Consider the following 19,632-nt stretch of genomic DNA (forward strand, 5'->3'; position numbering starts at 1 on the left):
CCGTATGCTGCAACGCGTGACTGCCGATGCCGACGACGCCCTCCAGACCGCCGCGTCCGCGGACGCGGTCGGTCGCGACCCACGCGGCGCCGGCGCCGCGCCGGCGCCGCGCGAGCCGGCGACGCTGGAGGAGTTCCTCGCCGGCCTGGGCAGCCGCGCGTTCCGCTTCGCCGAACTCGGCCTGCGCCAGCGCGACGACGCGCTGGACGCGGTGCAGGACGCGATGATGAAGATGCTCGCTTACCGCGAGCGCCCGGCGGCGGAATGGACGCCCCTGTTCTGGTCGATCCTGCGCAGCCGCATCGTCGACATCCAGCGGCGGCGCACGTTCCGCCTGCGCTGGCTGATGCCGGCACCGCATAACGACGACGGCAGCGCGGTCGAATGGGCCGACGATGGCCCGGACCCCTCGCGCCAGCACGACGGCCGCGAGGCTTACGGCAAGCTCGCCGATGCGCTGCGCGCGCTGCCGCGCCGGCAGCGCGAGGCGTTCACCTTGCGCATCCTGGAAGAACTCGACGTCGCCGCGACCGCGCAGGCGATGGGCTGCAGCGAAGGCTCAGTCAAAACCCACCTGTCGCGCGCGCGCGAAGCGCTGCAGCGGCAACTGGAGGCATGGCGATGAAACACCCACCACCCAACCACGACGACCACGCGTTCGACGACGCGATGCGCGCGCTGCACGCGCAGTCGCTGGAGCGGATCAGCCCGAACACGCGGCTGCGCTTGCGCCCCGCGCGTCGTACGACCGAAGCCAGCCGCGCGCCAGCCCGACCAGCATTCGGTTGGGTACTGGCGACCGGCTGCGCGGCGGTGTTCGCGCTCGCGATCGGCCTGCAGCTGCGCGGCCCGACGCCGGCGACGTCGCCAGCCACCGAGCAACCGCTGGCACTGGCGGACACCACCGCCTCGGCCTTTGACGATTCGGTCGCCGTGCTCGACGAGAATCCCGACCTTTACCTGTGGCTCGCCGCGAACGACGAGCCGATGCCTGCGCTGGAGTGACCACCATGTCGATGTCTGCCTTTCCTGCCGTCGCGCGCCGCGTGCCGGGCCTGCGCGCGCTCGCGCTGTGTGCGCTGCTGGCCATCGCCGCGCCCGCGCTGGCCGCCGACCCGGCCGCGCCGTTGCCGGCCTGGGAACAGCTCAGTCCCGCGCAGCGAGAGCAGCTGATCGCGCCGCTGCGCGAGCGCTGGAACGCCGAACCCGCGCAGCGCCCGCGCATGCTCAACCACGCCCAGCGCTGGCAGCGCATGACCCCCGACGAGCGCCAGCGCGCGCACCGCGGCATGAAGCGCTGGGAACACATGGACCCGGAGCAGCGCGCCCAGATGCGCGCGCTGTACGGCAAGATGCGCTCCCTGCCGCCCGAGCAGCGCGCCGCGTTGAAGGCGAAGTGGCGCGCGATGACACCGGAGCAGCGTAAGGCGTGGCAGCAGGAGAACGCGCCGCAGCGTTGACGCGGCCTGGCAGCTGAAGCAGGTCGCGCCGCGCAGCGGCCTCGGCTCGCATCGATAGTCAGGCGTCCAGCTGCTTCTCCATGTACACCGTCGATGAGTCCGCCGTTTGAGCAGCGAATGGCGGACGACGGACATAGCCGAGGCTGGCGTACAGCGAAATCGCCTCCGGCTGCCTGATGCCGGTCGCGAGCCTCGCTACCCTCACTCCGGTGCGCCTAAGGTGCGCCTCCAGCTCACGCACGATGGCCTTGGAGTGGCCATGGCCACGGTGTTCCTCCGTGACGAACACCTTCTTGATCTCGCCGTAGGTGCAGTCGCCCTCGACGGTCCTGACCGCGCCACACCCGATCAGTTCGCCGTCAACGTATGCCCCCAGGAAGCGGACGCTGGGCAACTCCATCGACTGGACGCTCGCGGCATGGTTGATCGCAAAGTCGTACAGAGCGGCCAAATGCTCATCGAGCCTGGCAATCAGTGCCTGCGCCGCTGCCTCGAGCGGATCAAGTATCTCGACGTTCATGCGGATTTGTCTTAGCTCCGGTGACGCAAAGCTCCTAACAATTGCTAGACCTGCCACCAGAGGAGACTGAGTAGCGACGTCCCACTGTCGGGTAACGACACGCTAATGGTTCCTATGCCGCAGAGATTTCCGCAAGGGCTGCCTACATAGTGAATTGCCAGTTTGGGCTGAAACTGTCCGTCCTCTGATACCACCGCGGCCCTGCCTGCCTCTATTTCCTCCAGCAGCACGAACAAGGCGTTAATATCGACGGAAGCATTCACTGCCCGGCAACCGAAGCGGTCTGGAGATCTGGATGCAGCTTGCACCAACTGCCGCGCACGAAACGCAAATAGATTTGCCGTCCGTTCGGCTTCGCTACTCCACATTTTTCTGGTCTGCTGAGCCGCGTTGGAGATCCTGCGACCTTCGAACAGAATTGAAGCGCCATCCCGTGTGTAGGAAAGGCAATCCTGCGGAGTCTGCGAGAGGGCCGATACCATCCGGACGTCATCGACTTCCACGCCCCTAGGCGGCCGCGGCCCGGCAGTAGCCAATGCAAGCATGATCGGAATGGCGATATAGAACATGGCAGGGCTAATGCCTGAAATTAAGATGAGCCGCGAAGCGGGGGTGGCTGCGAGGAATCTTTCGGTGCCGCAAGCGATTCCTTAACCCGCAGCACGCCGGCGCGGTTCGGGACGCAGGACAGGTGATAGCGATGCCCTGCCCTGAAGTTCACCTGCTGGGGAATGTCTCGGTCGGACGTGGTGAACGAAACCAGCTGCCCGTCTTTTGTGACAAAGGCGCAGAAAATTGAAACAAGGTATGACCCAGCAGACAAGCGTGTCTCGAGCGCGAGCGAGCGCTCCGGGCTGAGAAGCGGCACTTCTCCTGCTGTAGCCCGAATCGAGACGACGACACCGGCATCAGCGGTCACAAACACGGAGTCAGATGGTCGCGCGCTAAGTACAGGCGCGATGGGTTGTGCAGTCAAAAGTAGAGCCAAGAACCAGCGGGCAAGAACCATCATGGGTACCTAACTTGTAACGAGTAGTTGCTGCCGACCACGATCGGCATCCGCTGGGCCGAGCGCGACCAGATCGCTGAGCTCCCGCCTACCCCCGCTCCGGCCACACTGTCTTCGTCAGCAGCTCGTCGTTCCAGTCGAACGCCAGCGCGCCGTCCTTGACGAACAGGCTGACGAAGTTGAGCACGTTGCGCGCGTACATCTCGCTGGCGTGCACCGCGCCCTGGCTGGCGAGGTTGAGCGGGCCGGCGATGGTGACGCCGTTGCTGTCGATGGTCTGGCCGGGATGGGTGAGTTCGCAGTTGCCGCCGGTCTCGGCGGCCAGGTCAACCAGCACGCTGCCGGGCTTCATGCCGGCGATCATCGCCGCGGTGATGATCTTCGGCGCGGGACGGCCGGGCACCGCGGCGGTGCAGACCACGACGTCGATGTTCTTGAGGTGCTCGCCGAGCCGGCGCTGCTGCTCGGCGCGTTCTGCGTCGGTGAGCGCGCGCGCGTAGCCGCCCTCGCCCGCGGCGCTGACGCCCAGGTCGAGGAACTTGCCGCCGAGCGATTCGATCTGTTCGCGGGTTTCCGGGCGCACGTCGAAGCCTTCGACCTGCGCGCCCAGGCGCTTGGCGGTGGCGACCGCCTGCAGGCCGGCGACACCGGCGCCGACGATCAGCACCTTGGAAGGCCGGATCGTGCCGGCGGCGGTGGTCAGCATCGGGAAGAAGCGCGGCGCGAGCGTGGCCGCGATCAGCACCGCCTTGTAGCCGGCCATGCCGGCCTGCGAACTGAGCACGTCCATCGCCTGCGCGCGGGTGGTGCGCGGCAGCCGTTCGAGCGGGAACGCGAGGATGCCGCGTGCCTGCAGCGCGTCGCCGCGCGCGGCGTCGGCCTGCGGGGCGAGCGAGCCGACCAGGGTCGCGCCGTTCTTCAGGCGGCCGATCGTGGCCGCGTCCGGCGGCTGCACGCACAACACCAGGTCGGCGCCGTCCAGCGCCGCGCCGGTGTCGTCGACCAGCTGCGCGCCGGTCTGGGCGTAGGAGTCGTCGGTAAAACTCGCGCCCAGGCCCGCACCGCGCTGCACGCGCACGTGCGCGCCGAGCGCGATCAGCTTCTTGCAGGTTTCCGGGGTGGCCGCGACGCGGCGCTCGCCGAGGGCGGTTTCGCGGGCAATGGCGACGATGATCGCCGCTTTGGGACTCGTGACGACGTTGCTTGCCGCAACGTCGGTCGTCGCATCGGGGACTGCCGTGTTCACCATGCCATGCGCTCCGCGAAGGTCGCCGGCATCGTAGCGTGTGCGCACGCTGTCTAGCGAACACGCGCCGGCGAACGTCGCCGGTCGCGCATGACCTGTGGGCTCAGCGCTGCCCGACCGCGTAGTCGAGGCGGTCCTTGAGCTGGCGCATCGCCTCGTTGAACGGCGTGCGTTCGGCGCCGACCAGCAGCCGCCCGGCGCCGACCAGCACCGCCAGTTCCTCCGGCGCGGCCACCAGCACGCGCAGGCCGCGGCGGTTGACCAGCAGCAGGCGCGAGGTCAGCGGGCTGATCCAGGCGACGCGCACCGAGACCGCCTCGCCGTGCGCATCGGTCAGGCGCAGCCACTCGCCCGGCTGCAGCCGGCGCATCAGCGCGGCGACGCCGGGATCATGGGCAATGGTGTCGGTGCCACCGGCGAGCCACAGGCGGGAACCCTCTTCGGCAGGCTCGTCGGACACGTCCGACGGCGGCGCGGCATGCAGCGCGCGCGGCGTGTCCGGGTTGGCCAGCTCACGCACCAGCCCGGCCATGCCGTGGCGCGCGGCGCCGTCGTCGAGACCGGAACTGGCCAGGCATTCCACGATCGCCGGCTGCAGCGCGAGCAGGCGGTCGGCCAGCTCGCGGCCGCGACCGGCCTCGGCCAAGCGGTCGGCCTCGACCAGCGCGTTGCCCAGCTGCACCGCATCGGCCAGGCGCACGCTTTCGGCGCCGTCGCGCAGCAGGGTCTGCACCAGGTGGTGGCGCCAAGGGGTGACCAGGAAGTTGGCCACCGCCGACGTCAGCGGCGGCGCGGTCAGCCGGCGTTGCAGCACGGTGTCGGCCTGCGAACGCGCCTCGTTGAGGCGCTCGCGGCCGTGGGTGGCCTTGGCCGCGCGGGTTTCCTGCAGCTCGGTGCGGCGGCGCTGCTGCACCAGCAGGTCTTCGAGCTCGGCGTGCGCCAGCTCGAACACCGCCAGGTCCTCGTTGTATTCGGCGACCACGCGTTGCGACACCGCGGCGGCGCGCTCAAGCAGCTCGCGGTCCTGCGGGGTGGCCGCGGAGTTGTCCTCGCAGGCCTCGGTGATCGCGTCGAGCAGGCGGCGCGCGGGGTGCTCGGGTTGCACGAACATCGCGTCGTTGACCAGCGCCACCTTGACGTAGGGCAGCACCAGCCGCGCGTACAGCCGGCGCGCGCGGTCCTGCAGCGCATGGGTGCGGAACAGCGATTCGAACAGCAGCGCGACCAGGTCGATCGCGTCTTCTTCGTCGACGCTGAAGCGGGTCTGCTCCGGGTTCAGGCCCAGCCGGCGCGCGCCCTCGGTGAGGTGCGCACGGATCGCCTCGGCGAGGCGGCCGGACACGGTCAGCGCGCGCGCGTACGCGTCCGGCGGCTCGGGCTGCAGCAGCGAGGCGATGCTGACCACTTCCTGCACGCGCAGCTCGCGCCGCGGCGGCGGCGGGCGATGCGGGTGGTAGCCGTACGGGGCCGGAGCCGCGTGCGGCGCGTGCGGTGCGTCAGTGGTGCGCCAGGCCCGCAGCTGCGCGCGCAGGCCGGCCAGCTCGGCCGAGACATGCTGGGTGGCGGCGGGCATCGGCGCCGATGCCGGCGCGGCGTGCGAATAGGCGGGGTGCGCGGGGTGCGCGGGGTGCGCAGCGTACTCGGCCGGGACGTTAGCGGAATTGAAGGCAGGCGGTTGCGGGTAGCGCGGCGCCACCTGCTCGTCGAGCGATGACGGCGACCGGACCGGCGCCGCCGGCGCCGCACGATTCGCGGCCGCGTAATGCCCGACAGCGTCGTAGCCGGCGTCCGCCAGCAGCGTGTTGATGCGCTCGTAGAGGTCGTCGAGCACCCGCGCGAGTTCCTGCTGGTACTGGCGGAACATCAGCCCGGCCAGCGCCTCGGGCAGGCCGGCATCGCCGAAGGTCTCGACGAACGCATCGGCCAGCCGCGCCGGCGAGATCGGGTTGCCGGCCGACTCCAGCCGCAGCGCCGCGGCCAGGCCGATCAGGCGGTGCTTCATCGCGTCCAGCGGCTGCTGGTAGCGCTGGTCGAGGATCTCGGCCAGGCGTTGCCCGGCGAGGTGGAAGTCGATCAGGTGCTCGTCGATCAGCCCCATCAGCGCGACGTCGCGGATCCGCGGCGTGCGGAACTCGTCGAAGCCCTGCGCGATCTGCTGGCGGAAGCGCATCACGTGGCTCGCGCTATGCTGGCGCAGCACCAGCAACGCCGCCTGGTCGTGGAACGACTCGGCGCTGGCGCTGGGCGACTGCAGGGCCTGCTCCACCGGCCGGTACAGGGCACCGGGGATTGCGCCGAGCTGTTCGACGGCGAGGCGTTTCATCTCTTCCAAAACGCGTACAGGATCGGTACGCGTGGCGTGCACGCCGAGCGGTTGGCCTGACACTGTGAGATCCCCAATAAAGCACCGCGGAAGCGCCGCGACTGCGCGCAACACCGACTACGACCGCAGGATAGTGGCAAGCTGCGTCACTTCCTGCCCCACATTCCAGATCTGTGATTCATGTCCCAAATAAACTTCGGCCCGCCCCCGGTGCCCGCGCCTGACCCGCGCCACGACGCCGCGCTGGCGAGCCTCGACGCCCGCCGTTCGGTGCCGATGCTGCACCTGGCCGAGCCCGGTCCCGACCAGGCCACGCTGCTGCGCCTGCTGCAGTCGGCGGTGCGCGTGCCCGACCACGGCAAGCGCGTGCCGTGGCGGTTCCTGTCGATCCGCGGCGACGCGCGCCACGCGCTGGGCGAACGCCTGGCCGCGCGCCACCGCGAGCGCGACCCCGACGCCGGCGAGGCGCTGATCGAGAAGGACCGCGGCCGCTTCTCGCACGCGCCGCTGATCGTGGTGGTGGTCGCCCGGCTCGGTCCGGACCCGAAGATCCCCGAGCAGGAGCGCCTGCTCAGCGCCGGCTGCGTGTGCTTCGCGCTGTTGCAGGCTGCGCAGGCCCTCGGCTACCGTGGCTGCTGGCTGACCGGGTGGGCCGCCTACGATCCCGAGATCGCGCGCTGGTTCGGGCTCGATGCGCACGAGCACATCGTCGGCTTCATCCACCTGGGCACGCCGACGCTCGCCGTACCCGAGCGCGAGCGCCCCGACCCGCGCGACCTGCTCAGCGAATGGGCGCCATGAGCGCCGTGGGTGCGCGCCCGCCGCTGTACCTGGTCGATGCCAGCCTGTACGTGTTCCGCGCCTGGCATTCGATGCCCAACGAGTTCCACGACGCCGACGGCTGGCCGACCAACGCCGTGCACGGCTTCGCGCGCTTCCTGCTGGAACTGATCGAGCGCGCGCGCCCGCAGCACATCGCGGTCGCGTTCGACGAGGCGCTCGACTCGTGCTTCCGCAACGCGCTGTACCCGGCCTACAAGGCCAACCGCGAGCCCGCGCCGGAGGAACTGCGCCGCCAGTTCGCGCACTGCAAGGCGCTGTGCGCCACGCTGGGGCTGAGCGTGCTCGGCCACCGCGAGTACGAGGCCGACGATCTGATCGGCAGCGCCGTGCATGCGGCGCGCGCGCACGGCTTCCGCGCGGTGATCGTGTCGGCCGACAAGGACCTGTCGCAACTCCTCGGCGAGTTCGACGAGCAATGGGACTACGCCCGCAACCAGCGCTGGGGCGCCGACGGCGTGCATGCGCGCCACGGCGTGCACGCGGGGCAGATCGCCGACTACCTGGCGCTGTGCGGCGATGCGGTCGACAACATCCCCGGCGTGCCGGGCATCGGCGCCAAGACCGCAGCGGCGCTGCTCGCGCACTTCGACACCCTCGATGCGTTGCTGGCCCGGGTCGAAGAGGTGCCGTTCCTGCGCCTGCGCGGCGCCGCGAGCGCCGCCGCGAAGTTGCGCGCGCACCGCGAGCAGGCGCTGCTGTGCCGGCAGCTGTCGACGATCGCGCTGGACGCGCCGCTGGACGGCGCCGCCGGCCACTTCGTGCGCGGCAACGCCGACGCCGGCGAACTGCGCGCGCTGTGCGACGTCATGCGCTTCGGGCCGATGACCCGGCGCCGGCTGTACGCGGCCGCGGGGCTGGAGTTCGCGCCGGCGGCGTGAAGCCGTCGTAGGAGCGGCTTCAGCCGCGAGCTTTTCCACCACCGCCAAGGTTGGCGCCCGAAGCGCGGCCGTCAGATCAAATTCAAGAGCTCGCGGCTGAAGCCGCTCCTACAGCAGGCACGATGGCGCGGCCGTGCTTCCGCCAGCGGCCGCGGTTAGCATCGGCCGCATGGACAACCCCGACCCGACGCTCGAGACCCTCTACGAAGGCCAGTGGCTGCGGATGCGCCGCCGCGGTCGCTGGGAGTTCGCCGAACGCACCCACGGCAACGGCATGGCGGTGATCATCATCGCCGTCACCCCCGACGACCACGTGCTGTTCGTCGAGCAGTTCCGGGTGCCGTTGAACAGCCGCACCATCGAGATGCCGGCCGGCCTGGTCGGCGACGACCATGCCCACGACACCCTGGCCGATGCCGCGCGCCGCGAACTGGTCGAGGAAACCGGCTGGGAGCCGGGCCGGGTCGAGGTGCTGCTGACCGGGCCGACGTCCTCGGGCATGAGCAGCGAGCGCATCGCGTTCGTGCGCGCGCGCGACCTGCGCCAGGTCGGCGCCGGCGGCGGCGTCGAGGGCGAGGACATCATCGTGCACCAGGTGCCGCGCGCCGACGCGCCGGCCTGGCTGGTGCGCAAGCAGGCCGAAGGCTTCGAACTCGACCTCAAGCTGTGGGCCGGGCTGTGGATGATCGATCGCAACCCGGATGGCAGTCCGGCCTGAGGGCAGACGGCCGGCGGGCCTGCCCCTACCGTAGGGCGGGTTTTAACCCGCCATCCCGCCGCCACAAGCTCGCGAGGAACCGCAACACCGGATCGCGATCCGTTATGCACCGTACACCGGGCATGACGACGGCGGGCTGAAGCCCGCCCTACGCGAACCGGTCAGTAGCCTGCACCAGCGCGTCGACGTTCTCCGCCTCGAACGCCGAGTGCCCCGAGGCCGGGGTGATCGTCAGCTGCGCCTTGGGCCAGGCCTGGTGCAGGTCCCAGGCGTTGGCGACCGGGCAGACCACGTCGTAGCGGCCGTGCACGATCACGCCGGGGATGTGCGCGATCTTGTGCGCGTCGCGCAGCAGCTGGTCGTCGGCGTCGAAGAAGCCGGCGTTGACGAAGTAGTGGTTCTCGATGCGCGCGAACGCGAGCGCGAACTGCGGGTCTTCGTGGCTGTTGGCGAAGTCTTGGTCGATGTGCAGGAAGCTGGTCGCGCCTTCCCAGACGCTCCACGCGCGCGCCGCGGCCAGCCGGACGACCTCGTCGTCGGAGGTCAGGCGGCGGTGGAACGCGCCGATCAGGTTGCCATGCTCTTCCGGCGGGATCGCCGCGAGGTAGTGCTCCCACGCATCCGGGAACAGGCGCGAGGCGCCTTCCTGGTAGAACCATTCCAGCTCCCAGCGCCGCAGCATGAAGATCCCGCGCAGCACCAGTTCGGTGACGCGCTGCGGGTGCTTCTGGGCGTAGGCCAGTGCCAGGGTCGAGCCCCACGAGCCGCCGAACACCTGCCAGGCCTCGATGCCGAGCTTGGCACGCAAGGTCTCGATGTCGGCGACCAGGTGCCAGGTGCTGTTGTCGACGAGGTCGGCGTGCGGGGTCGAGCGGCCGCTGCCGCGCTGGTCGAACAGCACGATGCGGTACCTGGCCGGGTCGTGGAAGCGCCGCATCTTCGGGCTGCAGCCCGCGCCCGGGCCGCCGTGCAGCAGCACCACCGGCTTGCCGTCCGGGTTGCCGCACTGCTCGTAATACAGCGTGTGGCGGTCGTCGACCTGGAGGGTGCCGGTGTCGAACGGTTCGATCTCGGGATAGAGCGCGCGCATCGGACACCTCGCAGGGGACTGCAGCCAGTCTAGCGATTCCGGGTCGGCGGCAGACCAAGGGCTACTTCACCGGCCTGGGCCGCAGCGCGGGCTACAGTCTTCGCCGAGCGCGCCGATAACGGCGGCAATGACACCCCAAGGCCGGCAGGCTCCGGGCGACGCCGAGGACGATGCCTTGCCCAACTCCCGATTGCCGACGCCAGACCGCGACCCGCTGTCGCCACGGCGGGTCGCCACGATCCGGCGCCTGATGCTGACTGGCCTGGGCCTGTTCGCGGTGCTGGCCATCGGCGATTTCTTCATCCTCGAGCGGCATACCCGACTGGTGCTGCTGCTGCGCTGCGGCTTGATCGCGATGATGTTCTTGCCCTGGCTGCTGGCGCGCAACGCTCGCACCTCGGGCCAGCTGGCGATGTGGGTCTATGTGCAGCTGCTGCTGGCTTCGACCGGCACCAGCCTGAATCTGTACTTCGACCAGACCCGACTGATGGCTCCGATCAACACCATGATGCTGGTGATCATGGTCTCGGGGCCGGCCTGGTCCAGCCTGCGCTACTTCGTGGGCGGCATGCTGGGCAGCCTGGTGCCCTTGGCCATCGCTCTGGCGATCGCGCAGGTGGACGCCGTCGCCTGGTATCACTACACGGTGTACCTGGGCGCCTCGGTGCTGTCCGCGTTTGCGTTGTGGCGCCAGCGCATGCACGCCGCCAATGCGTCGGCGCTACTGCGCGCGGAACTGGAACGTCGCGCGGTCGAGGACGCGCTGACCGGCGTGCTCAACCGCGCCGGCTGGAACACCCAGGCGACCGCGACGCTGGCGGCCGCCGACGCCAAGGATCTACCGGTGTCGCTGCTGTTCCTCGACCTTGATCACTTCAAGTCGATCAACGACCGCCACGGCCACGCGGCCGGCGACGCGGTGATCGAGCGCGCCGCGCAGCTGATCCGCAACGAGGTCCGCGAACACGACCTGGTCGCGCGCCTGGGCGGCGAGGAGTTCGCCGTGCTGTTGACCGGCGCCGGCGCGCTACGGGCCCACGAGGTGGCCGGGCGCATCCGCCGCAACTTCGAATCCGACAGCGGCCCGGTGCCGGGGACCTTGTGCGTCGGCGTCGCCGAGCGCTCTCCCGGTGAGTCTCTGGCTGGCCTGATGGACCGCGCCGATGCCGCCCTTCTGCGCGCCAAGCGCAACGGCCGCAACCGGATCGAGTCGGCCGTCGCGTCCTAGCCCGGCCGGTTGCCATTGGACCCGCTACGCGGCCCGGCGCCCGAAACTGATGCGATCGCGTTGCGCCAGGTCGGGTGCGGTCTGCACATCGATGAATCCCGCCGCGTCCAGCACCGCGCGCACCGCGTCGCCCTGGTCCCAGCCGTGTTCGAACAGCAGCCAGCCACCCGGGTGCAGGTGCCGGGGCGCATCGCGGGCAATCGCGCGGAACGCTTCCAGCCCGTCCGGACCGGACGCGAGCGCGCTGCGCGGCTCGAAGCGCAGATCGCCGCGCCCGAGGTGGTCGTCGTCATCGGCGAGGTACGGCGGGTTGCTGGCAATCAGGTCGAACACCTCGTCGACCAGCGGCGCGCACCAGTCGCCTTCGCGGAACGCGATGTTGCCCAGCCCCAGCGCCTGCGCGTTGGCGCGCGCGACGTCGAGCGCAGCGGCGCTGGCATCGGTGGCGACCACCTGCGCGAGCGGACGTTCGTGGGCGATCGCCAGCGCGATCGCGCCACTGCCGGTGCCCAGGTCGGCGACGCGCAGCACGCGCCCGGCCGGCAGGCGCGCGAGCGCGAGTTCGACCAGCAACTCGGTCTCCGGGCGTGGGATCAGCGTCGCAGGCGTGACCTGCAGGTCGAAGTGCCAGAAGCCGCGATGGCCGGTCAGGTAGGCGACTGGCTCGCCGGCAACCCGGCGCGCGAGCAGGGCGTCGAAGCTGGCTGCCACTTCTGCATCGAGTTCGTGGTCGCCATGTGCGTACAGCCAGCCGCGCGACTGGCCGAGCAGGTGCGCAAGCAGCCACTCGGCTTCGCCGGATTCGAGGTGGCCGCCGATTTGTGAACGCGCCGCGCGCAGCAATGCATCTATCCGGGCCATGCGGGCGTATTCCTCGGTGTCGGCAAAAAGCAGGTTCCGCCTGAGCGCGCATCGTACGCGGCGCCGACGCCACGCTCACCCTTGCTCAGGAACGCTCGACGCATGCCCCGACTGCGCCCCACCCTCTCCGCCGCTGCCCTGACCCTGACCGCGCTGCTCACTGCCGGATGCGAGCGGGCGATCTTCGGTTTCGCCAATCGCGGCCTGCCGCCGCCGGAGTCGACCGTCGCGTTCGCGCCGGAGCTGGGCCTGTCGCTCGACGTCTACCGGCCGCAGGGCGGCAGCACGGGGACGGTGCCCACGGTGCTGTTCTTCTACGGCGGCGGCTGGCAGCGCGGCGAACGCGAGCAGTACCGCTTCGTCGGGCGCCGGCTCGCGCAGCAGGGCGTGCTGGCGATTGTCGCCGACTACCGCACCTTTCCGCATGCGGGCTTTCCCGCGTTCGTCGACGACGCCGCGCGTGCAGTGGCGTGGGCGCGGCAACACGCCGCGGACTACCGCGGCGACCCGCGGCGCCTGTACATCGCCGGGCATTCGGCCGGCGCACAGATCGCGGCGTTGCTGGGCACCGACCCGCGCTACCTCAGCCGCCATGGCCTGCAGCCGCGCGACCTGGCCGGCGTGATCGGCCTGTCCGGTCCGTACGACTTCGTGATCAATGGCCAGTACACCAAGGTGTTCGGCCCGCCCGCGCAGTGGCCGCAGGCGCAGGCGATCAATTTCGTCGATGGCAACGAACCGCCGTTCCTGCTGATCCATGGCGACCGCGACCGCGTGGTCGAATCGCGCGACAGCGTCGAGATGGACGCGAAGCTGCGCGCGGCGGGAATCGATGCGCGCCTGCTGATCCTGCCCGGCGGCGGCCACAGCGCGCCGCTGGCGGGGCTGTACGACCCACAGCGATCGCCGGCGGTGCTGCCGGCGATCGTGGCGTTTGTCGACGGCCGGCGCGAACCGGTCGCGGCCGCGCCTTGAACCGCGGCCTGCGAGTTGCAGCGCCGCGATCGAACTGATTTCTCGCGGGGGATGACACGCGATAGATGCGACGCGCGACGCAGCGACGGTCAGCCGGCCGACTGCTCCAGCGTCACCGCGACCGCGTGCACGACCGCGCCGATCTTGAGCGCGCTCTGCACGCCCTCGGCCTTGACCTCGTGCTGGCGGATCACGCGCTCGTGCGAGTCCATGCACGCGCCGCAGCCATTGATTGCCGACACCGCCAGCGAGGCCAGCTCGAAGGTGATCTTGTCGACGCCGGGGTTGGCCATCACGTTCATGCGCAGGCCGGTGCGCAGCTTGCCGTACTCGTCGTTGTGGATCAGGTGGGTGGCGCGGTAGTAGACGTTGTTCATCGCCATGATCGCGGCCGCCGCCTTGGCGCCGTTGATTTCCTCGGGCGACAGTTGCTCGGCCGCGAACGCCTCGATCGCGGCGACCAGTGGTGCGTAACGGCCGGCGATCGCCGAGGCCAGCGCGATCACGCGGATCTGCTTGCCGTCGAGGCCCGGCGAACCGGACTCGCCGAGCACGCTGTCGAGGTTGAGCTTGAGGTCCTTGGCGTAGTCGGGCAGCGAATTGCGAAGATCGGAAAGGCTCATCGGGAAAGCTCCTGGGTGGCGTCATGCGGCGACGCGGAGGGCGCGCGCCTGGCGGCACGCGGTCGCCACCACCGTCGCGGGCTGCGGGCGGCGTGGCGCATAAGATTCGGAAAAAGCAGCCGGGGGCGAGCCCCGGCTGCAGCACCCCGCACGCTGGGGGGAGGGAGCGCCGGGGGGGAGCCGGCGGCGTGCGGAATGGGGAACGCAAGCCGGCAGTCGTGGCCGGCCCCGTGTAGCGGCGCGTGCGCGAGGTCAGGCGACCTTGAGCACGCTCTCGCCCTGGTGCCAGTTGCACGGGCACAGCTCGTCGGTCTGCAGCGCGTCGAGCACGCGCAGCACTTCCTGCGGGTTGCGGCCGACCGAACCGTCGGTGACGTAGACGAAGCGGATGATGCCGTCCGGGTCGACCAGGAACGTCGCGCGCTGCGCCACGCCGTCCTCCGTCAGGATGCCCAGCGCGCTGGTCAGGTCCTTCTTGATGTCGGCCAGCATCGGGAAGGGCAGGTCGCGCAGGTCCTTGTGGTCCTTGCGCCAAGCCAGGTGCACGAACTCGCTGTCGGTGCTGGCGGCCAGCACCTGGCAGTCGCGGTCGAGGAACTGCTGGTTGAGGTCGCCGAAGCCCTTGATCTCGGTCGGGCAGACGAAGGTGAAGTCCTTCGGGTAGAAGAACACCAGGGTCCACTTGCCCTTGTAGGTGTCGTTGTCGATGTCCGCGAACGCGCTATCGAGGCTGTCGATGCCGACGGTGGCCTTGACCTTGAACTGGGGGAACTTGTCGCCGATGGAAAGCATGTTCGACTCCTGTCGATGGTGGGTTGAAGAACGGGTGGGCCGCGGACCGCGCAGTGTGCGTCGGGCGCTGTTGCCGCCGTGTCATGCGGCCGCGATGGCAGGCATCTTGGACGAGCGCGATTGATTGCGGAAATGAATTGTTCCTATGATGGCGATAGCCAATCCCAATGGCTTGCCGGACCCCACCCGTGAACCTGCGCGATCTCAAGTATCTGGTCGCCCTCGCCGACCACAAGCATTTCGGCCGCGCCGCGACCGCCAGCTTCGTCAGCCAGCCGACCCTGTCGACCCAGATCAAGAAACTCGAGGACGAGCTGGGCGTGTCGCTGGTCGAACGCGCGCCGCGCCGGGTGATGCTGACCCCGATCGGCCACGACATCGCCCAGCGCGCACGCAAGGTGATCGCCGACGTCGAGCAGATGGCCGAGATCGCCCGCCGCAGCCAGGACCCCGAGGCGGGCACGGTGCGGCTGGGGCTGTTCCCGACCCTTGCCCCCTACCTGCTGCCGCACGTGCTGCCCGGCCTGCGCGCGCGCTTCCCGCGGCTGGAACTGCTGCTGGTCGAGGAGAAGACCGACCAGATCCTCGCCCGCCTGCGCGACGGTCGCCTCGACGCCGGCCTGCTGGCGCTGCCGATCCACGACGAGCAGTTGCACGTCGAGCCGCTGTTCGATGAGCCGTTCCTGCTGGCGGTGCCGCAACGCCACGCGATGGCGCGGCGCGCCTCGCTCGACCTGCACGACCTCGACGACCAGCACCTGCTGCTGCTCGAGGAAGGCCACTGCCTGCGCGACCAGGCGCTGGACGTGTGCCGCATGGCCGGCGCCGACGAGCGCGACGGCTTCCGCGCGACCAGCCTGGAGACGCTGCGGCAGATGGTCGCCTCCGGCGTGGGCATCACTCTGCTGCCGATGCTCGCGGTGCAGCCGCCGGTGCCGGTGTCGCCGGACATCGCGTTGCTGCCGTTCCGCGGCGAGGCACCGCACCGCCGCATCGCGATGCTGTGGCGGCGCAGCTCGGCGATGGGCGGGTTCCTGCAGCAGCTGGCGGCGGAGTTCCGCAAGCTGCCGCCGGCCTTGCTCGCAGCGCCCGTGGTGGCCGCCAAGGCGCCCAGACCGCGCGCGCCGCGCGCATGAGGGTTGGCCGCGCCGCGCTCGGGGCGTTGGCGCTGGCGGCGTTGGCGGCGTTGGCGTGGGCCGCGTGGTGGCTGTGGCTGCGTCCGCCGCGCGCTCCCGCGGCCGGTGCAGCATCCACCATCACCCACGCCGCCTGCGCGCTGCCGCCGCGGGTCGCCCCCGGCGACGCGCCGCGGCAGTCGGCGCCGCCGTCCACGCTCGCGCCGTTCCGCGCCGGCGACGCCACCTTGGCGCCGCTGGCCGGCTTCAGCATCGACGCCCGCGTGCTATCGCGCCGGGATTACGCCCACGGCCGCGAGGGCCGGCTGGCGCCGACCGACCTCGCGCTGGGCTGGGGCCGCATGCGCGACGACGCGGTGCTGGCACAACTGGAGATCAACCAGGCCGGCCGCTGGTACCACTACCGCTGGCGCGGCGACGACGCCCCGATCCCGCCACCGGAGATCACCCGCTCCAGCGCCAACATGCACCTGATCCCCGCCGACAAGGTGATCGCGCGCGCGCTCGACGCGGTGGACGAAGGCCAGCGCGTGCGCATCGACGGCTGGCTGGTCGACGCGCAGTCCGCCGATGGCTGGCGCTGGCGCAGCTCGACCTCGCGCGAGGACACCGGCGCCGGCGGCTGCGAAATCGTCTACGTCTGCGCGATCACGCGGGTTGAGTAACCGCGATTCTTGAGGGCGAGACCTTAGGCTGGCGTGACTCCTGAGCCGCAGCGCGTTGTCGCAGCCCGCCAGCTGTCATCAGCCGACGCGGACCAGTGACATGACCAGCGGATCGAACCAACATTCGAATGGAATCAATCTTGTGAGCTGGATGCTGATCGGTGCGCTGACCTTGCTAGTAGCTGGGCCGGCGCTTGCTCCACCTGACCATGCCCCCGACCTCTTGCCAACCCCGGCCGCGGTCGAATTCGCAGTTTGGACGCGCCGCTACACGGGCACGATTGGCACCCATCCCGTGCAGGTGAATTATCTGCAACGCCAAGGCGACCATATGTCGGGCACCTACTGCTACGACACATGCAAATCTGGCGGTGCCGTACTGCAATTGCATGGCCGCTTGCGGGACGGTGCCGCGGAACTGGCAGAATCCCATGAGGTCAACGATGGTCGCGTTACCGGTCGCTGGCACCTGCGGTTCCACGCCAACGGTGCGCACGGTTTCTGGCGCAGTCCGGAAGACAAGCGCACGCTGAAGGTGACATTGCAAGCGTCGATGGGCGCCGGAAACGCGTTCCCTTACGAGTTGGCTGTCGTGGCCGATGCCCTACCGAAATCCGAGGGTGACTGCGATAAACCGCCACGGGTAACGGCGATCCGCATATACCAGGATCGAAAGTTGATCCAACAGCTTGATACCAACTCAGAAGGCACTTGCAGCCTTTTTACGCCGGAGATCGTCGACATGAACTTCGACGGTTGGCTGGACATCAGCATTGCGCTGTCCCTGCCCGCCGGACCCAATGTCCCGCAGCAGTCCTGGCTGTTCGACCCGAAACGGAGGCGCTTCTTCGACGCGCCGCAAAGCTTGCAGGAAATTCCTTCTCCCCAGCTCGACCCTGAGCACAAGATCGTGCATAGCTTCTGGCGTGCTGGAGCTGGCTCCCACGGCATCGACACCTACCGCTGGAAGGACGGCGAACTAATCCAGGTCGATCGGCGGGAGAGCTACGTGATGCCAGTCCGCAAGGGCGGTCGTTTCAGCACCGTCTACGTGATGCCTGAATATCGCGATGGACGGATCTCGTCTGCACCAATGCTGACATTGCGTGAGGGGCGCCTACGTCTTGAGCCGGGCGACGCCCCAGAGGAATTCGATGACGAACTGGAGTACCTAGACCCGCGTACGCGGGTTGAAGTCTGGCAAGGGTCGCAAACCGGCGCTGGACCCCACCTCACGCACAGCCATGGCGTCGATTGGCAGCAGGTGTCGACCGCGCAAGGGATGCGCTGGTGTCCAATCGTTCCCTATTTTGATTTGGACACCGCCCGCATAGGACACCAGCTCATGGGCACACGCAACGGTGACCTGTGCAGTACGGAAAGGCCTTAATCGCGATCACGCGTTCATTCCCAACTGATTGTTGCATCCACCCTACGCATCGACCCCGATCGCGCAGCTCACGCCGGTGCCGCCCAGGCCGCAGTAGCCGGCCGGGTTCTTCGCCAGGTACTGCTGGTGGTCGTCCTCGGCGTAGTAGAAGGTCGGCGCCGGATGCACGATCTCGGTGGTGATCGCGCCGAAGCCGGCTGCGCTCAGGCGCAGCTGGAAGGCATCGCGGCTGGCCAGCGCAGCCTGGTACTGCGCGTCGTCTTCGCAGTAGATCGCCGAGCGGTACTGGCTGCCGGCGTCGTTGCCCTGGCGCATGCCCTGGGTCGGGTCGTGGCTTTCCCAGAACACCTTGAGCAGCGCTTCGAACGACACCAATGAAGGATCGAAGACCACCAGCACCGCTTCGGTATGCCCGGTCTCGCCGCTGCAGACCTCGCGGTAGGTCGGGTTGGGCGTGTAGCCGCCGGCGTAACCCACGGCCGTGGTGACCACGCCGGGCAGCGACCAGAACTTGCGTTCCGCGCCCCAGAAGCAACCCATCCCGAACTGCACCCGCGCCAGCCCGGCGAATGCATCGCGCAGCGGCCGGCCGTGGACGTGGTGGGCATTCGAGCGCAGCGGCATTTCCGTCGCGCGGCCGGGGAGCGCGTCCTCGGGACGCGGCAGGCGTTGTTTGTGGGCACCGATGCCGAGCATGAAGCGACTCCTCAAGACCTGAAGAACAGTTGACCTGAGAAGAAGTGGGACCGCGGCGCGCGGATGCAAGGGCGATGGACGGCAGTGCCACCGAAGCCGCGGCGCGGGCCAGCGCGCCGAGCGCGGTTCAGGCCTGGACGAACGCGTCGGTATCGACCACCCGGGCGGATTCGGCTTCGGCCGCGGCGCGCCATTCGCGCATCGCCGGCAGCGCGCACAGCGCGTCGACGTAGCGCGCGGCGTTGTCGTCCATCGCCACGCCATAGCCGATGAAGCGCATCGCGACCGGCGCGAACATCGCGTCGACGATGCCGAAGCCACCGCACAGGAAGTCGCCGCCGTCGCCATGGGCCTCGCGCAACCACGCCCACAGCTGCTGCACGCGGGCGATGTCGGCGTCGGCCGCGGCGTCCCAGCGGTAGGCGTCGGGCTGGCGGCGGCAGTTCATCGGCAGCTGCCCGCGCAATGCCGCGAACCCCGAATGCATTTCCGCCGCCGCCGCGCGGGCCTGGGCGCGCGCCGGCAGGGCGGCCGGCCAGCCGCGGCCGGCGAGCCAGCGTTCGTTGGCGTACTCACAGATCGCCAGCGAATCCCAGAGCACCAGCCCGTCGTCGTGCAGCGCCGGGACGCGCCGGCTCGGCGACCAGCGCCCGATCTGCTCGTGGAACGCGGCCGTGTCGAGCGGGAGCAGGTGCTCGTCGAACGCGATGCCGAAATGCCGCAGCAGCAGCCACGGCCGCAGCGACCACGAGGAGTAGTTCTTGTTGCCGATGATCAGCAGGGGCATGGCGGTTTCCGCGACCAGCCAGGATAGGCAGGCGGCCATGCTCGCGTTCGCCGGGTCCGCCGGCAAGCGCGTGGCGGTCGGCCCAGCGAGATCACGCCGGCTGCGGCAACGGCCCCGGGTCGTCCTCGTCCTGCGCGCCCAGCGCCGGCATCGCGATCGGCAGCGTCTCGACCAGGGCGCGCGCCTCGGGCCAGGCGCTCTCGGGCACGCACACCGCCACCAGCCCGAACAGCGGCAGCTCGCCCATCCCGCCGAGCAGGGCCTCGCCGCGCAGGAACACCGGCACCCCGGTCTCCTCCAGCGCATGCCGGACCAGGTGCGCGTCGATCAGGTTGGCGGCTTCGTAGACGACTTTCATCGGCGCACTCCAGGGCAGGCCTGGAGCCAGCATA

Annotated in this window: 22 protein-coding genes; 11 read left to right on the forward strand and 11 right to left on the reverse strand. The window is 69.7% G+C overall.

Translation table 11 applies throughout. The features are described 5' to 3' along the window. Positions 1 to 4 precede the first annotated feature (4 nt). The 3 genes from ACFQZQ_RS11630 to ACFQZQ_RS11640 are packed head-to-tail and all read left to right on the forward strand — an operon-like array spanning position 5 to position 1,460. Positions 5 to 625, forward strand: coding sequence for an RNA polymerase sigma factor (locus ACFQZQ_RS11630; RefSeq protein ID WP_386812962.1), 621 nt, complete (start codon positions 5 to 7; stop codon positions 623 to 625). Then, positions 622 to 1,005, forward strand: a complete 384-nt coding sequence (locus ACFQZQ_RS11635; protein ID WP_386812964.1) for a hypothetical protein — start codon at positions 622 to 624, stop codon at positions 1,003 to 1,005. Before ACFQZQ_RS11630 ends, ACFQZQ_RS11635 begins: the two co-directional genes overlap by 4 nt. Positions 1,006 to 1,010: 5 nt before the next feature. Then, positions 1,011 to 1,460 carry a DUF3106 domain-containing protein gene (locus ACFQZQ_RS11640; RefSeq protein ID WP_386812965.1) on the forward strand — a complete coding sequence of 150 codons (450 nt, stop codon included), beginning with the start codon at positions 1,011 to 1,013 and terminating at the stop codon, positions 1,458 to 1,460. A 58-nt stretch (positions 1,461 to 1,518) separates the two neighbouring features. On the opposite strand, the gene ACFQZQ_RS11645 is transcribed toward ACFQZQ_RS11640, so the two are convergent. From ACFQZQ_RS11645 to ACFQZQ_RS11660, 4 genes are all read right to left on the reverse strand, one after another. Continuing rightward, the gene (locus ACFQZQ_RS11645; RefSeq protein ID WP_386812966.1) at positions 1,519 to 1,980 is read right to left on the reverse strand and encodes a GNAT family N-acetyltransferase; all 462 of its coding nucleotides are present in this window, start codon (positions 1,978 to 1,980) and stop codon (positions 1,519 to 1,521) included. 44 nt (positions 1,981 to 2,024) lie between these two features. Then, complete coding sequence (locus ACFQZQ_RS11650) at positions 2,025 to 2,549, reverse strand: hypothetical protein (RefSeq protein WP_386812967.1); 525 nt, start codon at positions 2,547 to 2,549, stop codon at positions 2,025 to 2,027. 528 nt (positions 2,550 to 3,077) lie between these two features. Next, the gene (locus tag ACFQZQ_RS11655) at positions 3,078 to 4,238 is read right to left on the reverse strand and encodes an NAD(P) transhydrogenase subunit alpha (RefSeq protein ID WP_386812968.1); all 1,161 of its coding nucleotides are present in this window, start codon (positions 4,236 to 4,238) and stop codon (positions 3,078 to 3,080) included. Positions 4,239 to 4,338: 100 nt separating this feature from the next. Next, on the reverse strand, positions 4,339 to 6,672 hold the full coding sequence (locus ACFQZQ_RS11660) for a DUF1631 family protein (RefSeq protein ID WP_386812969.1): 2,334 nt from the start codon (positions 6,670 to 6,672) through the stop codon (positions 4,339 to 4,341). Positions 6,673 to 6,834: 162 nt separating this feature from the next. Between ACFQZQ_RS11660 and ACFQZQ_RS11665 the strand changes: the two genes are divergently transcribed. The 3 genes from ACFQZQ_RS11665 (at position 6,835) to ACFQZQ_RS11675 (ending at position 8,997) form a co-directional block, all read left to right on the forward strand. Further along, a complete protein-coding gene (locus ACFQZQ_RS11665) occupies positions 6,835 to 7,359 on the forward strand; it encodes a nitroreductase family protein (RefSeq protein WP_386813049.1) in 525 nt (174 codons plus the stop codon). Continuing rightward, positions 7,347 to 8,279 carry a 5'-3' exonuclease gene (locus ACFQZQ_RS11670; protein WP_386812970.1) on the forward strand — a complete coding sequence of 311 codons (933 nt, stop codon included), beginning with the start codon at positions 7,347 to 7,349 and terminating at the stop codon, positions 8,277 to 8,279. Before ACFQZQ_RS11665 ends, ACFQZQ_RS11670 begins: the two co-directional genes overlap by 13 nt. A gap of 169 nt (positions 8,280 to 8,448) precedes the next feature. Next, on the forward strand, positions 8,449 to 8,997 hold the full coding sequence (locus ACFQZQ_RS11675) for an NUDIX hydrolase (RefSeq protein ID WP_386812971.1): 549 nt from the start codon (positions 8,449 to 8,451) through the stop codon (positions 8,995 to 8,997). 148 nt (positions 8,998 to 9,145) lie between these two features. Here ACFQZQ_RS11675 and pip read toward each other — a convergent pair whose 3' ends face one another. Beyond that, positions 9,146 to 10,087, reverse strand: a complete 942-nt coding sequence (gene pip / locus ACFQZQ_RS11680; protein WP_386812972.1) for a prolyl aminopeptidase — start codon at positions 10,085 to 10,087, stop codon at positions 9,146 to 9,148. A gap of 127 nt (positions 10,088 to 10,214) precedes the next feature. Between pip and ACFQZQ_RS11685 the strand changes: the two genes are divergently transcribed. Next, complete coding sequence (locus tag ACFQZQ_RS11685; protein WP_386812973.1) at positions 10,215 to 11,315, forward strand: GGDEF domain-containing protein; 1,101 nt, start codon at positions 10,215 to 10,217, stop codon at positions 11,313 to 11,315. Positions 11,316 to 11,339: 24 nt separating this feature from the next. On the opposite strand, the gene prmC is transcribed toward ACFQZQ_RS11685, so the two are convergent. Continuing rightward, complete coding sequence (gene prmC, locus ACFQZQ_RS11690) at positions 11,340 to 12,176, reverse strand: peptide chain release factor N(5)-glutamine methyltransferase (protein WP_386812974.1); 837 nt, start codon at positions 12,174 to 12,176, stop codon at positions 11,340 to 11,342. Between the two features lie 102 nt (positions 12,177 to 12,278). On the opposite strand from prmC, the gene ACFQZQ_RS11695 reads away from it, so the two are divergent. Then, a complete protein-coding gene (locus tag ACFQZQ_RS11695) occupies positions 12,279 to 13,151 on the forward strand; it encodes an alpha/beta hydrolase (protein ID WP_386812975.1) in 873 nt (290 codons plus the stop codon). 89 nt (positions 13,152 to 13,240) lie between these two features. Here ACFQZQ_RS11695 and ACFQZQ_RS11700 read toward each other — a convergent pair whose 3' ends face one another. Next, positions 13,241 to 13,774: a carboxymuconolactone decarboxylase family protein gene (locus ACFQZQ_RS11700; RefSeq protein ID WP_386812976.1), complete on the reverse strand. Its 534-nt coding sequence runs from the start codon at positions 13,772 to 13,774 to the stop codon at positions 13,241 to 13,243. A 252-nt stretch (positions 13,775 to 14,026) separates the two neighbouring features. After that, positions 14,027 to 14,566 carry a peroxiredoxin gene (locus ACFQZQ_RS11705; RefSeq protein WP_386812977.1) on the reverse strand — a complete coding sequence of 180 codons (540 nt, stop codon included), beginning with the start codon at positions 14,564 to 14,566 and terminating at the stop codon, positions 14,027 to 14,029. A 188-nt stretch (positions 14,567 to 14,754) separates the two neighbouring features. Here ACFQZQ_RS11705 and ACFQZQ_RS11710 point away from each other — a divergent pair, with 188 nt between their 5' ends. The 3 genes from ACFQZQ_RS11710 (at position 14,755) to ACFQZQ_RS11720 (ending at position 17,757) form a co-directional block, all read left to right on the forward strand. Beyond that, positions 14,755 to 15,702 (forward strand): LysR substrate-binding domain-containing protein, encoded by a 948-nt coding sequence (locus tag ACFQZQ_RS11710; protein ID WP_386812978.1) that lies wholly within the window; start codon positions 14,755 to 14,757, stop codon positions 15,700 to 15,702. Next, on the forward strand, positions 15,699 to 16,367 hold the full coding sequence (locus ACFQZQ_RS11715; RefSeq protein ID WP_386812979.1) for a hypothetical protein: 669 nt from the start codon (positions 15,699 to 15,701) through the stop codon (positions 16,365 to 16,367). Before ACFQZQ_RS11710 ends, ACFQZQ_RS11715 begins: the two co-directional genes overlap by 4 nt. A 100-nt stretch (positions 16,368 to 16,467) precedes the next feature. Further along, positions 16,468 to 17,757, forward strand: coding sequence for an XAC2610-related protein (locus tag ACFQZQ_RS11720; RefSeq protein ID WP_386812980.1), 1,290 nt, complete (start codon positions 16,468 to 16,470; stop codon positions 17,755 to 17,757). 42 nt (positions 17,758 to 17,799) lie between these two features. Here ACFQZQ_RS11720 and msrA read toward each other — a convergent pair whose 3' ends face one another. The 3 genes from msrA to ACFQZQ_RS11735 form a co-directional block, all read right to left on the reverse strand. Next, the gene (gene msrA, locus ACFQZQ_RS11725; RefSeq protein ID WP_386812981.1) at positions 17,800 to 18,453 is read right to left on the reverse strand and encodes a peptide-methionine (S)-S-oxide reductase MsrA; all 654 of its coding nucleotides are present in this window, start codon (positions 18,451 to 18,453) and stop codon (positions 17,800 to 17,802) included. Between the two features lie 127 nt (positions 18,454 to 18,580). Continuing rightward, a complete protein-coding gene (locus ACFQZQ_RS11730; protein WP_386812982.1) occupies positions 18,581 to 19,240 on the reverse strand; it encodes a glutathione S-transferase family protein in 660 nt (219 codons plus the stop codon). A gap of 91 nt (positions 19,241 to 19,331) precedes the next feature. Then, the gene (locus tag ACFQZQ_RS11735) at positions 19,332 to 19,598 is read right to left on the reverse strand and encodes a putative signal transducing protein (protein WP_386812983.1); all 267 of its coding nucleotides are present in this window, start codon (positions 19,596 to 19,598) and stop codon (positions 19,332 to 19,334) included. Positions 19,599 to 19,632: the final 34 nt, after the last annotated feature.

It is taken from the genome of Lysobacter koreensis, assembly GCF_042677045.1.
Lineage (GTDB): Bacteria > Pseudomonadota > Gammaproteobacteria > Xanthomonadales > Xanthomonadaceae > Lysobacter_K > Lysobacter_K koreensis.